General features: G+C 60.1%; 12 protein-coding genes. 2 read left to right on the top strand and 10 right to left on the bottom strand.

Annotation, left to right across the window (positions count from 1 at the left end; genetic code table 11):
- Positions 1 to 133: 133 nt before the first annotated feature.
- The 10 genes from ACIPOO_RS27370 to ACIPOO_RS27415 form a co-directional block, all read right to left on the bottom strand.
- A complete protein-coding gene (locus ACIPOO_RS27370; protein ID WP_400611185.1) occupies positions 134 to 2,095 on the bottom strand; it encodes a DUF4105 domain-containing protein in 1,962 nt (653 codons plus the stop codon).
- Positions 2,092 to 2,412 (bottom strand): DUF2388 domain-containing protein, encoded by a 321-nt coding sequence (locus ACIPOO_RS27375; protein WP_274135281.1) that lies wholly within the window; start codon positions 2,410 to 2,412, stop codon positions 2,092 to 2,094. Before ACIPOO_RS27375 ends, ACIPOO_RS27370 begins: the two co-directional genes overlap by 4 nt.
- Before the next feature lie 36 nt (positions 2,413 to 2,448).
- A complete protein-coding gene (locus ACIPOO_RS27380; RefSeq protein WP_400611187.1) occupies positions 2,449 to 2,754 on the bottom strand; it encodes a DUF2388 domain-containing protein in 306 nt (101 codons plus the stop codon).
- A 105-nt stretch (positions 2,755 to 2,859) separates the two neighbouring features.
- Positions 2,860 to 3,177 (bottom strand): DUF2388 domain-containing protein, encoded by a 318-nt coding sequence (locus tag ACIPOO_RS27385; protein WP_274135286.1) that lies wholly within the window; start codon positions 3,175 to 3,177, stop codon positions 2,860 to 2,862.
- A 465-nt stretch (positions 3,178 to 3,642) separates the two neighbouring features.
- Complete coding sequence (locus tag ACIPOO_RS27390; RefSeq protein ID WP_274135287.1) at positions 3,643 to 3,858, bottom strand: DUF1127 domain-containing protein; 216 nt, start codon at positions 3,856 to 3,858, stop codon at positions 3,643 to 3,645.
- 320 nt (positions 3,859 to 4,178) lie between these two features.
- Positions 4,179 to 5,672, bottom strand: a complete 1,494-nt coding sequence (locus ACIPOO_RS27395) for an acetyl-CoA hydrolase/transferase family protein (protein ID WP_400611190.1) — start codon at positions 5,670 to 5,672, stop codon at positions 4,179 to 4,181.
- 190 nt (positions 5,673 to 5,862) lie between these two features.
- On the bottom strand, positions 5,863 to 7,308 hold the full coding sequence (locus tag ACIPOO_RS27400) for an NAD(P)(+) transhydrogenase (Re/Si-specific) subunit beta (protein WP_274135290.1): 1,446 nt from the start codon (positions 7,306 to 7,308) through the stop codon (positions 5,863 to 5,865).
- Entirely contained in the window at positions 7,305 to 7,631 is a 327-nt protein-coding gene (locus ACIPOO_RS27405; RefSeq protein WP_062386518.1) for an NAD(P) transhydrogenase subunit alpha, read from the bottom strand. The genes ACIPOO_RS27400 and ACIPOO_RS27405 overlap by 4 nt, the downstream gene beginning before the upstream one ends.
- 11 nt (positions 7,632 to 7,642) lie before the next feature.
- Entirely contained in the window at positions 7,643 to 8,764 is a 1,122-nt protein-coding gene (locus ACIPOO_RS27410) for a Re/Si-specific NAD(P)(+) transhydrogenase subunit alpha (protein ID WP_274135294.1), read from the bottom strand.
- A gap of 438 nt (positions 8,765 to 9,202) precedes the next feature.
- Positions 9,203 to 10,099 carry a LysR family transcriptional regulator gene (locus tag ACIPOO_RS27415; protein WP_400611193.1) on the bottom strand — a complete coding sequence of 299 codons (897 nt, stop codon included), beginning with the start codon at positions 10,097 to 10,099 and terminating at the stop codon, positions 9,203 to 9,205.
- A gap of 175 nt (positions 10,100 to 10,274) precedes the next feature.
- Between ACIPOO_RS27415 and ACIPOO_RS27420 the strand changes: the two genes are divergently transcribed.
- Both ACIPOO_RS27420 and ACIPOO_RS27425 read left to right on the top strand, forming a co-directional pair.
- On the top strand, positions 10,275 to 11,456 hold the full coding sequence (locus ACIPOO_RS27420; RefSeq protein ID WP_400611195.1) for an acyl-CoA dehydrogenase: 1,182 nt from the start codon (positions 10,275 to 10,277) through the stop codon (positions 11,454 to 11,456).
- A gap of 10 nt (positions 11,457 to 11,466) precedes the next feature.
- Positions 11,467 to 12,687, top strand: a complete 1,221-nt coding sequence (locus ACIPOO_RS27425) for a CaiB/BaiF CoA transferase family protein (protein WP_400611197.1) — start codon at positions 11,467 to 11,469, stop codon at positions 12,685 to 12,687.
- Positions 12,688 to 12,986 lie beyond the last annotated feature (299 nt).

Genomic DNA, 12,986 nt, shown 5'->3' on the forward strand with positions numbered 1-12,986 from the left:
CGCCCGCGTCGCATTTTCCCTGATGCAGAACAAGGACGCATACCAGGCAGGAAAGAGGGCTAAAAAACTTTGCCCTCAACCATAGAATCTCCCACGGCCTGCGGCCAGAATCAAAAGCGATCATCGGCCAGGCTCACGGCAATTCCAGCCCGCCAGCGGCTTTGTGCAACGCGCGCAGGTGTTCGCCGATCTGTTTGAGGTTGTCTTCGGTGGCGGCGATTTCGGCGGCGCGATCCGGTTCCAGCAGCGCCCTCACCTCCTTGTCCAGGTCGCCGCTCAAGCGCTGAAGCTGCTTCTGCCGCTCGCTGCTCTCCGCTTCCAACCGCTTCCACTCGCCCTCTTGGGGCAAGCCATAACCGCCGCTGCCGAGCAACTCAGCCGGACGGCTTAAGAAGCCGCTGTTGGCCAGAATGTCCTGCAAGGTGCCGGTGGCCTGGGAAACCCGGTTGTCTTTCTTCTCCACTGCGCTCAGATAACGCTGCTTCACCTCATCCTGCGCCAGCAACAACTGCCGACGCATGCTGGCCTGCTCCAGCAACAGCAAGGCCGCGCTGCTGCGCAAATCGGCCTTGGCAAAGTACGGCTGTCGCTCCTTGGCGGACAGCGTCAGCCAGTCCTCCACCGTCGCCTCCTTCACCTTGGTGGTTTTGCGCAGCACATCGAACATCGCCTGATAGCGGTCACGGTACGAGTCAAAGCGATAGCCCAGGCGCAGCGCCCGCTTCTGGTCGTCCAGCACACTGGTGTCGGCCAACCCCCTGCCCTTGAGCACTTCGAGCAGGCCGTTGGGCAGGATGCTGTCCAGGCCGACAAGGCGCGGGTCGTTTGTGCCGCTGCGCAACAGCTTGAGGTTCTCAACCGCGCAGTTGTTGGACAGGAACCAGTAATCGCCGTCGTAGGCCCAGTGCATTTCGGCGGCATGCTGCACCAGGCCATCGATCTGCTGGCGCGACAGTTTCAGCGGAACCGACGCCAGGCTGCGCAGTTCGGTCTTGGTGTACTCGTCGATCACCTGGCCCAACGGCAGCACGAACAGCCGCGAAGGGTACTTGCCGGTCAGGCCGCTCCAACTGGACAGCTGCAGGTCGTTGACGAAGGCGCGGTAAGACAGCACCAGGTGCTGATCCAGATCCAGGCGGCAATCCGGCCCCCTTGGGCGACCGGGCTTGCAGATGACCAGCCGCAACATGCTGTGCCCCCAGCGGCTCACCAGATTCTGGTTGGCTTCGGCCAGCAGGTAATCAACCTCATACACGCGCTCGGGGTCGAGCTTGCCCAGCGGCTCGCGGGCGAAATCGTTGCCGGCGTTCAGGTACGGATAGGAACTCGGGCAGTCTTCCTTGGCCGCAGGGGCCCAGCCGAACTGCTGCCGGTAATAGTCGTACAGCGCCGGGCGGCGGCAGGCATAGGCAGGATCGAGGAGGAAGTACTCCATGTTCACCGCCACGAATTCCAGCGGGCTGCTGATTTCGTAGATGTCCGGGCTGCGGGCCACTTGGCCGTTGCGCTCTTCGCGCTCTCCTCGCCGTCCGACGTATTGCGGCCAGCCTGCCAGATCCAGCAGGCGCGGATCGTCACTCAGGGTAAAGCGACGGTCTGTCTGGCCTCGGCAATTGTCGCGCAGGCCGATCTTGCCCAGGCTGTTGCCCTGGCGTGAACAGGCGATGATGAGTTTGCGCTCTTGCGCCGACCACAACTGGGCGTGGTCGTAGATATGAGTCAGTTCATGCAGCACCGTGGCGAGCATTTCTTCGCGAACGGTACCGTGGGGGCGATTGGTCTTGGTGGTGGCGGCACTGCCGTCGGTCAGGCCTGCCAGCAGCTTCTGATTCAGGTCCAGGCGGTAGGGGCCGTCAGCGCGTCCATAGGCATTGGCCGGCATGTCATCGGTCCAGCGCACCTCCACCTTGCGGTCCAGCTTGGTGATGAACATGGGCGGCAGGTGCGCCAGGGCTTCATCCAGTAGCGTCTGGCTGGCTTTCTGCTGTGCAGGATCGAGCCCGTCGGTGTACAGCGACAGGCTCAGGTCGGCAAAGGCGCTCGTGCAGATCAGCGAGAGCGCCGATGCCAGCAGCCAGGCGGCTACGCGCCTCACAATGCGAGGATGGCTTCGGCGAGATCCTGGTCACTGGCATTGCGGGCTTCGGGCAGACGATCGCGCAGGGTGGCGAAGGCCGCATCCAGGCGGGCACCGTGGATGTCACCGTTGCTGGCGACATAGCTGGCGGCGTCGTCCTGGGCTTCCACAACCATTTTCCAGTTGCGGACCGAAGAGGTGGTGTCGGACGTGAAATCAACGCTGCGGCCAAAAGCACGAACAACAATGTTGCTGGTCGCTTTCAAGGTTTGAGCCTGAGCCACGTCGGTAAGCACGAGCAAGCCCAGGGCCGCAACGATAAGCGGGGTACGCATGGAACGTCTCCAAAAGACAGAAGATACAAAGAGTAATTATTGGACGAGGATTGCCTGCGCCAGTTCAAGGTCGCTGGCATGAAGTTTTGGAGAGGTCTGACGCAGATACATCAACGCCGACTCCAGTTGTGCTCCTCGCAGTAGGCCATCAGTGGCAATGAACGCTGCAGCATCATCCTGGGCGGCAAGTATCAGTTTGTTATCGAAAGGCCCGGTCGTCACCTGACTGGTGCCGTACCCGCTTTTGATCAGGCTTTGTGTGGTTGTGTCGAACGCTTGAGCCTGGGTCACACAGATCAGGCTGGCAGTCGCTGCAATCAACAGGCGAGACAATAAGTGCATGAGTCTTCGGTAATGACGGAACGAGCCGCAAGGCTAGCGCAATGCCCCGGCCAGAGCCAGTGAAGGTGGCGGGGCAGGCGTTGCCAAAGCTGTCGCGAAGCTGAATCAGATGGCGAGAATCGCCTGAGCCAGCTGTGCATCCGAGGCCTGAAGGCCAGGTGCTATTTCCCGGATGTGGGCGAAGGCGCCTTCCAGGTGGACGCCGCGAATCTCACCTTGGGAAGCGACGAAGCTTGCTGCGTCGTCACGGGCGGCCAGCACGATCTTGTCATCGTGGAAGGACGAGGAGATTTTCGAGGTGGCGTTGGACGAAGCATCGAGCGCGCGAACCAGTGTGTCGGTGGTCACCACGAAGCTGGAAGCCTGGGCGCCGGTTGCCGCGATCAGAAGCGCAGCTGCGGTCATGAGACGAAGACGAGACATGTTGGAACTCCACAAGGGTCAATCGAAACCACACGCGCAAATTCGCAGAGGAGCCAGAGCTGTCTCGCAAGCGACGGGGCAGAAGATGGCGCAAGACTAGCGTAACAGGGGGCTAAAGGACTATCAGGGCGATGTGCCAGCTGCTTTGCCGAGGCACCGCTGCGGATCTGTACGCCTTATAACTCAAGCACTGTACCGGTATCAAAGCGATTATGTAAAACTGTACCTGTTGATCCTGGAATCTGTACTCGCACACGTAGCAGCACGGCTTGCCGGCGGGGGCGTCGTATCAGACGAATCATTTTCGACTGACACACCGCTCCCGCCGGCAAGCCGTGCTGCTACGGAAGAAATCGCTGGAAGCCAGAAACAACAAAGCCCGTCAGCAGTGACCTGCGACGGGCTTTGTGTGAACAATTCAGGGTGCTGGCAGTAGGCTTAAGGCCTGGACCAGCGAGCGCTAAATTAGCGCCAGAACGGCTTGCTCAGCTCTTCGTAACGCTGGGATTCGCTGATACCGGCGTCAGCCAGCAGACGAGCATCCAGACGGGCCAGCTGGTGGCGGCTGGACAGGCGACGCTGCCAGAGCATCAGGTTGGCGAACATGCGCAGAACCAGGGAGCCTTTGGCCGATTGAGCGGTTTCTTCGTAGAACAGTTCGGAACTTACGGTGCGTTCCATGGTGCTTCTTCCTTCCGCTTGTGGCGGGATTAGATAGTGACTTGATTGGTGCCCATCTTCCTCTCATTGCCCTCCTCTCTCCAGACACAGTTCACTTGTATTGTGCTGCTTCAGTTAACTGTTCAAGGGCACTGTTTTGTTCGGAAATGGGGCAACTGTACCGGTTAGCACCTAAATGGTGCATTTTGTGCGCTGATTTAGTGAAAAGTGTCGTTTCAGGGGTAAAAACGACCGGTACAGCAGTACAATTTTCGCCAGAATAGCGTTCAGCTCAAACGCAGTGGCGACGAAAGGTCGTCGCCACGTCCAAACTGTATTTCCTACACCGCCAGCATGCGGCCGGTTTCTTCAATGTTCAGGTGCCAACTCAGTGCATCACGCAGCACATGCGGCGTGTGCCCACCGATGGCGCAAGCTTTGCGGAAGTAGTCATTGAGCGCTTCGCGGTAGGCCGGATGCACGCAGTTGTCGATGATCACGCGGGCTCGCTCGCGAGGCGCCAGGCCTCGCAGGTCGGCCAGCCCGATCTCGGTGACGAGGATGTCGACATCGTGCTCGGTGTGGTCCACATGGCTGACCATCGGCACCACGCTGGAAATCGCGCCGCCCTTGGCGATGGATTTGGTCACGAAGATCGCCAAGTGGGCGTTGCGGGCGAAGTCCCCGGAGCCGCCAATCCCGTTCATCATGCGGGTCCCGCCGACGTGGGTGGAATTGACGTTACCGTAGAGGTCGAACTCCAGCGCCGTGTTGATTCCGATGATGCCCAGGCGACGCACGATCTCAGGATGATTGGAAATCTCCTGAGGGCGCAGTAACAGTTTCGATCTGTACTGCTCCAGATTGTTGTACACCGCGTCGTGCTTGCGCTCGGACAGTGTCATCGAGCAGCCCGATGCGAAATCCAGCTTGCCGGCCTCGAACAGGTCGAACGTTGAGTCCTGCAGCACTTCCGAGTACATCGCCATGCCGTGGAAAGGCGAGTCAATCAGCCCGGTCATCACAGCGTTGGCGATGGTGCCGACCCCCGCCTGCAACGGCATCAGCTGGTTGGTCAGGCGGTTCTGGCGCACTTCGTTCTTGAAGAACTCCACCAGATGCCCGGCAATGGCCTGGGTCTCGTGGTCGGCGGGCAATACAGATGAAGGTGAGTCGGCCTGGTCGCTGAACACGATACCGACGATCTTCGCCGGGTCGATCTTCACCGCTTGGCTGCCGATGCGGCTGTCAGCCTTCAATACCGGGATGGGCAGGCGCGTCGGGCGGTAGGTCGGTATATAGATGTCGTGCAGGCCTTCCAGCTCCAGCGGCTGTGCGGTGTTGATCTCGATAATCACCTTTTCGGCGAGGATCGCGAAGCTCGCCGAGTTGCCTACCGAGGTGCTCAGCACCAGGTGGCCTTCCTCGGTGATCGCCACGCATTCGATGACGGCAATGTCCACCGGCTTGATCTGGCGGTTGCGCAACTGCTCGACGGTGTCCGACAGATGCTGGTCGATGAACATCACCGTGCCGTCGTTAATCGCCTTGCGCAGCGTATTGTCGACCTGAAACGGCATGCGGCGCGACAGTACGCCGGCTTCGGTCAGTTGCTTATCCAGGTCGTTGCCCAGGCTTGCGCCGGTCATCAGGCTGATCTTCAGCGGCGAGGCCTTGGCGCGCTCGGCGAGGGCCTTGGGTACGGCCTTGGCTTCACCGGCGCGGGTGAAGCCGCTCATGCCGACGGTCATGCCGTCCTGGATCAGGGAAGCGGCGTCGGCTGCGCTCATTACCTTGCTCATCAAAGAAGGCAGGCGGATACGTTCACGGTGCATGGTTTTCTTGTCTCAGGACGAGGATGCGAGGGCCCAAGTCTAGAGAACTGGATTTTTTTCGTCCCACGACCAAGGTCGCATTCGAGGGCTCTAATTAGCGGCTTTCAGGACAAAACACCTTTACGCCGGATGTAAAAAACCCCCGGCCGATGCACGCGCCGAGGGTTGGTTTTGCTGCAGGCTAGAGCGCTTACTCCACCGCTTTGACCATGTCTTCGATGACTTTCTTGGCGTCGCCGAAGACCATCATGGTCTTGTCGAGGTAGAACAGTTCGTTGTCCAGACCGGCATAGCCGCTGGCCATCGAGCGCTTGTTGACGATGATGGTCTTGGCCTTGAAGGCTTCCAGGATCGGCATTCCGGCGATTGGCGACTTCGGATCGTTCTTCGCGGCCGGGTTGACCACGTCGTTGGCACCGAGCACCAGCACCACGTCGGCCTGGCCGAACTCGGAGTTGATGTCTTCCATCTCGAACACCTGGTCGTAAGGCACTTCGGCCTCGGCGAGCAGGACGTTCATGTGCCCAGGCATACGACCTGCCACCGGGTGGATCGCGTACTTCACGGTCACACCGGCGTGGGTCAGCTTCTCGGTCAGCTCTTTCAGGGCGTGCTGGGCACGTGCCACCGCAAGGCCGTAGCCCGGAACGATGATCACGGTGTCGGCGTTGGTCAGCAGGAAAGTGGCGTCGTCCGCCGAGCCGGATTTCACCGGACGCGCCTCTTTCGCACCGCCTGCATCGCCCGCATCTGCCGCGCCGCCGAAGCCGCCGCCGATCACGTTGAAGAACGAGCGGTTCATGGCCTTGCACATGATGTAGGACAGAATCGCACCCGAGGAACCCACCAGGGAGCCGGCCACGATCAGCATCGAGTTGTTCAGCGAGAAACCGATACCGGCCGCTGCCCATCCGGAGTAGCTGTTAAGCATCGACACGACCACAGGCATGTCGGCGCCGCCAATCGGGATGATCAGCAGCACGCCGATCACGAACGCCAGAATCAGCATGACGCTGAAGGCGAACAGGCTGCCGGTGAACATGAACATCAGGCCGAAGAACAGCGTGGCCAGGCCCAGGATCAGGTTTAGCTTGTGCTGGCCGGCGAACTGTACCGGTGCGCCCTGGAACAGGCGGAACTTGTACTTGCCCGACAGCTTGCCGAAGGCGATGACGGAACCTGAGAAGGTGATCGCACCGATCGCCGCGCCCAGGAACAGCTCAAGGCGGTTACCGGTCGGGATCGCGTCGCCAAGGTGTGCAACGATGCCCAGCGACTGAGGCTCGACCACGGCGGCGATGGCAATGAACACCGCTGCCAGGCCGATCATGCTGTGCATGAAGGCGACCAGCTCCGGCATCTTGGTCATTTCGACGCGCTTGGCCATGATCGAACCGGCGGTGCCGCCGACCAGCAAGCCGACAATGATGTAGCCGATACCCGCGCTGGCGCCGTCGGTGGACAACGCCGCCAGCTTGAACACCAGGCCGATGGTGGTCAGCACTGCCAGACCCATGCCGCACATGCCGAACAGGTTGCCGCGGCGCGATGTGGTCGGGTGCGACAGGCCCTTGAGGGCCTGGATGAAGCAGATCGCCGAAACGAGGTACAACAGGGTGACGAGGTTCATGCTCATTGCTTGGCATCCTCAGCTTTGGCTTTCGGAGCCTTCTTCTTGAACATTTCCAGCATGCGGCGGGTGACCAGGAAGCCACCGAACACGTTGACGGCTGCCAGAGCGACCGCGAGGGTCCCCATGGTCTTGCCCAGCGGGGTCACGGTCAGTGCAGCCGCCAGCATGGCGCCGACGATCACGATGGCCGAGATGGCGTTGGTCACGGCCATCAGTGGGGTGTGCAGCGCAGGGGTGACGTTCCAGACCACGTGGTAGCCGACGTAGATCGCCAGCACGAAGATGATCAGGTTGTAGACGCCGTGAGAGATCAGCATGTCTTCCATTGTTTTTATCCTCAGCCGTTCTTGCGCACGATCTGGCCGTCGCGGCACATCAGGCACGCGGCGACGATGTCGTCTTCGAGGTTGATCTCGAACTGGCCTTCCTTGGTGAAGACCAGCTTCAGGAAATCCAGCAGGTTGCGTGCATATAGCGCCGACGCGTCAGCGGCCACCAGCGCAGGCAGGTTGGTGTGGCCAACGATGGTCACGCCGTGCTCGATCACCACCTGATCGGCGACGGTCAGCGGGCAGTTGCCGCCCTGGGCCGCCGCGAGGTCGATGACCACCGAGCCTGGTTTCATCTGCGAGACGGTTTCGGCGCTCAGCAGCACTGGAGCCTTGCGGCCCGGAATCAGCGCGGTGGTGATCACGATGTCCGCCTGCTTGGCGCGCTCGTGAACGGCCACTGCCTGACGCTGCATCCAGCTGGCCGGCATCGGACGCGCATAACCGCCCACACCCACTGCTGCTTCGCGTTCTTCGTCGGTCTCGTAAGGCACGTCGACGAACTTGGCACCCAGCGACTCGATCTGCTCTTTCACCGCAGGGCGAACGTCGGAAGCCTCGATCACTGCACCAAGACGTTTGGCAGTGGCGATGGCCTGCAGACCGGCAACGCCTGCACCGAGGATCAGCACGCGAGCAGCCTTCACGGTACCGGCAGCGGTCATCAGCATCGGCATGAAGCGCGGATAGTGATGGGCCGCCAGCAGGACCGATTTGTAACCGGCAATGTTGGCTTGCGAGGACAGTACATCGAGACTTTGCGCCCGCGAGGTGCGCGGAGCCGCCTCCAGGGCGAAGGCGGTAATCCCGCGCTCGGCCATCTTGGCGATGATCTCGTTGTTGAACGGGTTGAGCATCCCGATGACCACGGTACCGCTCTTGATCAGGGCCAGTTCGCTGTCGCTTGGGGCGACGACCTTGAGGATGAGCTCGGCGCCAAAGGCATCAGAGGCGCCGCCGATCGAAGCACCTGCCGCCTCATAGGCACTGTCCGTCACGGAGGCGGTAATGCCTGCGCCTGACTGGACGGTGACCTTATGACCCTGGCCAATGAGCTTCTTGATGGTTTCCGGAGTAGCAGCAACCCGAGTTTCACCGGACTGGGTTTCTAGAGGGACACCAATGTGCACGTCAAATCTCCTGCGTGATCTTTTTTATCTTTTAAAAAGTAGGCCAGCGCACTGCGTATGGCGCGTCTGGTGCAGCGATCACCTCGCCCTCTCTATAACAAGAGGGGCGCGGCATTTTGCAGGTGTAACAGGGGTGCTTCAAGGAATTCTGTAACGGGACGTGACTTTAACTACAAGTCACCCTGTGACCGTTTGACGCAACAAACCGCTACAGGCCTTGTATTTAGAGGCGTGTAGCGAAATGTTCAGTGTTTGAAGTTTTTTTCGTCTGCGAGGTGAAAACAGTGCTCAATCTGGCTGGAAGCCCCGTCATATAACGTGTGCAGCCTGTTTTGGATAAAGAACAGAGGTGTTTCTTAAATGCGACATTACAAGATATCTGTAGTCTTTGAATTTAATTGACTACAGGGTCAGTAAATTTGACTCAATCGCCTGAAATCAAGGCAGGGCGTAGGTTTCAGCCTGTTGCACCAGCCAGTCGCGGAAGGCTTTCAATGACGCGGATTCGACTTTTCGCTCTGGAATCATCAGGTAATAGGCTTTCACGCTCGATAATGCGTGTGAATTGGCCACCACCAGACGCTTTTCCGCCAGTTCTCGCTGAATCAGAAACGGCGGAATCAGCGCCACGCCCATGTCATGCATCGCCGCCTGAGCGAGCATGGAGAATAGCTCGTATCGCGGCCCTGTCATGTCGCGAGCGATATTCATGTCCATTGAGCCGAACCACTGGCGCCAGGCGTAGGGTCGTGTGGTCTGTTGCAGCAACGGCATCTCGGATAATTCACGCGCGCTGAGTCGGGGTTTGTTGCCCAGTAAATGAGGACTACAAACCGGCATGGGGTTTTCGCTCATCAGCCGATGGGATTGCGTACCCGACCAGTCGGCATCTCCGAAGTAGATGGCTGCATCAAAGTCGGTGTCGGCGAACAGGAACGGGCGGGTGCGGTTGGTCAGGTTGATCGTCACGTCGGGGTTCTGTTGCTGGAAGTCCTTCAGGCGCGGCAGTAACCACTGGGTGCCGAAGGTCGGCACCACTGCAAGCTCGATCACGTTTGCCCCCTGGTGCCCCATCACTGAGAGCGTGTCGCGTTCCACAGCGTCCAGTTGCGTTGCGACCCGTCGGCTGTAGGAAAGCCCTGCTTCTGTCAGCTTCACTCCCCTGCGCGAGCGTCGGAACAGTTCCACATTGAGGAACTCCTCCAGGCTGCCAATCTGTCGGCAGATGGCGCTTTGCGTGAGGGAAAGCTCTTCAGCGGCCTTGGTGAAGCTTTCGTGGCGAGCGGCGGCCTCGAAACTGACGAGTGCAGCAGTGCTGGGGATCTTGCGACGCATGTACGGGAACCTCACTCGTCGGGTGCTGATAGGGCGGTTTTCGCCGTTACGGAGTGAGAAATTAGCACAAGACTATGCGAAATCCTCGTTTGCCCCGGCGCCGATCCCGGCCTAGTCTCACTCCACAGCTTTTTCTCGGCTTGGCCCGAGAGCACCATTCAACGAGGAGAACGTCATGGGCGGTAAAGCAAGCTTCAACTGGATCGATCCGCTGTTGCTGGATCAGCAGCTCACCGAAGAAGAGCGCATGGTTCGTGACAGCGCCGAACAGTTCGCCCAGGACAAACTCGCTCCTCGTGTGCTCGAAGCCTTCCGGCATGAGCAGACCGACCCTGCAATCTTCCGTGAGATGGGTGAAGTCGGCCTGCTGGGCGCAACCATCCCCGAGCAGTACGGTGGCAGCGGCCTGAACTATGTCTGCTATGGCCTGATCGCCCGGGAGGTCGAGCGCGTCGATTCGGGCTACCGCTCGATGATGAGCGTGCAGTCCTCGCTGGTCATGGTGCCGATCAATGAATTCGGGACCGAAGCACAGAAGCAGAAATACCTGCCCAAGCTGGCGTCCGGCGAATGGATCGGCTGCTTCGGTCTGACCGAGCCGAACCATGGCTCCGACCCGGGCGCGATGATTACTCGTGCGCGCTCCGTGGAAGGCGGCTACAGGCTGACCGGCAGCAAGATGTGGATCACCAACAGCCCGATTGCCGATGTGTTCGTGGTCTGGGCCAAGGATGATGCCGGTGACATTCGCGGTTTCATTCTGGAGAAAGGCTGGCAAGGTCTGAGCGCCCCGGCAATCCACGGCAAGGTGGGCCTGCGTGCTTCGATCACCGGTGAAGTGGTCATGGATAACGTCTTCGTGCCTGAAGAGAACATCTTCCCGGATGTTCGCGGGCTCAAGGGGCCGTTCACCTGCCTGAACTCCGCCCGGTATGGCATTTCCTGGGGTGCGCTGGGCGCAGCCGAATTCTGCTGGCACACCGCGCGTCAGTACACGCTGGATCGCCAGCAGTTTGGCCGCCCGTTGGCTGCAAACCAGTTGATCCAGAAGAAGCTGGCAGACATGCAGACTGAAATCACCCTCGCGTTGCAAGGTTGCCTGCGTCTTGGGCGGATGAAGGACGAAGGCACTGCGGCGGTGGAAATCACCTCGATCATGAAGCGCAACTCCTGTGGCAAGTCCCTGGACATCGCGCGCATGGCGCGGGACATGCTCGGCGGCAACGGGATCTCCGACGAGTTCGGCATTGCCCGTCATCTGGTCAACCTTGAGGTGGTCAACACCTACGAAGGCACCCATGACGTGCATGCACTGATTCTGGGGCGCGCGCAGACCGGCATTCAGGCCTTCTACTAAGGAGCCTGCCATGGGCGCGCTGTCGCATATTCGTGTGCTGGATTTGTCCAGGGTCCTGGCCGGACCCTGGGCGGGCCAGATCCTGGCGGATCTGGGGGCGGACGTCATCAAGATCGAGCGCCCGGGAAACGGCGACGATACGCGTGCCTGGGGTCCTCCGTTTCTGAAAGATCCGCGGGGCGAGAATACGTCCGAGGCGGCTTATTACCTTTCGGCCAACAGGAACAAGCAGTCGGTCACCATCGACTTCACCCGGCCTGAAGGTCAGAAGCTGGTGCGGGAGCTGGCGGCGAAGTCCGACATCGTGATCGAGAACTTCAAGGTCGGTGGCCTCAAGGCCTATGGTCTGGACTACGAGTCACTGCAGGCCGAGAACCCGAGGCTCATCTACTGCTCGATTACAGGGTTCGGCCAGACCGGCCCCTATGCGAAGCGTGCCGGCTACGACTTCATGATCCAGGGTCTTGGCGGCCTGATGAGCCTGACCGGGCGCCCGGATGGTGAGGAAGGTGCAGGGCCGGTGAAGGTAGGCGTGGCATTGACCGACATCCTGACGGGGCTGTATTCGACTGCTGCGATTCTTGCAGCCTTGGCGCATCGCGATCAGGGCGGCGTGGGTCAGCACATCGACATGGCGCTGCTGGATGTGCAGGTGGCCTGCCTGGCCAACCAGGCGATGAATTACCTGACCACGGGCATCCCGCCTAAGCGTCTTGGCAATGCGCACCCGAACATTGTGCCGTACCAGGATTTTCCCACGGCCGATGGCGACTTCATTCTTACCGTGGGTAATGACAGCCAGTTCCGCAAATTCGCGGAAGTGGCCGGGCAGCCCCAGTGGGCGGATGACCCGCGGTTCGCGACCAACAAGCAGCGAGTGGCGCATCGGGCCGAGCTGATCCCGTTGATTCGCCAGGCCACTGTATTCAAGACCACGACGCAGTGGGTGGAAGCGCTTGAACGTGCCGGCGTGCCCTGCGGGCCTATCAATGATGTGTCACAGGTCTTTGCTGATCCCCAGGTGCAGGCGCGCGGGTTGAAAGTCGAGCTGCCCCATGCGTTGGGCGGCACGGTGCCCCAGGTGGCGAGTCCTATCCGGCTTTCGGGTACGCCTGTGGAGTATCGCCGGGCGCCGCCCTTGCTGGGCGAGCACACGCTGGAGGTGCTGACGAGTGTTCTGGGCCTGTCGGATCAGGCCGTCATGGCGCTGCGCGAGGCGGGTGTTCTGTAGCGCTTCTATATAGGTGGGCGACGAAAGCCGCCCTCCCCTATATAAACTGAAGGAAGTTGCTGATTTTCCTGCTGTTTCGCTTATTTCATAGAAAGTTCACATTAAGTGTTGACGCCCCCTCGAATCTCTCTATAATTCGCCCCACTTCCGGCGCAGTCGGAACGTAAAACTCCTTGAATATCAACGAGTTAGACGTTCAGGATGGCGAGGAAGTGCTTCGGTTCAGGTCACTGAATCGGCAGCGGTGAAAAAGGTGGTTGACAGCAGGTTGTAACGCTGTAGAATTCGCCTCCCGCTGA

The sequence above is a fragment of the Pseudomonas sp. NPDC090201 genome (assembly GCF_044746825.1).
GTDB classification, from domain to species: domain Bacteria; phylum Pseudomonadota; class Gammaproteobacteria; order Pseudomonadales; family Pseudomonadaceae; genus Aquipseudomonas; species Aquipseudomonas putida_AD.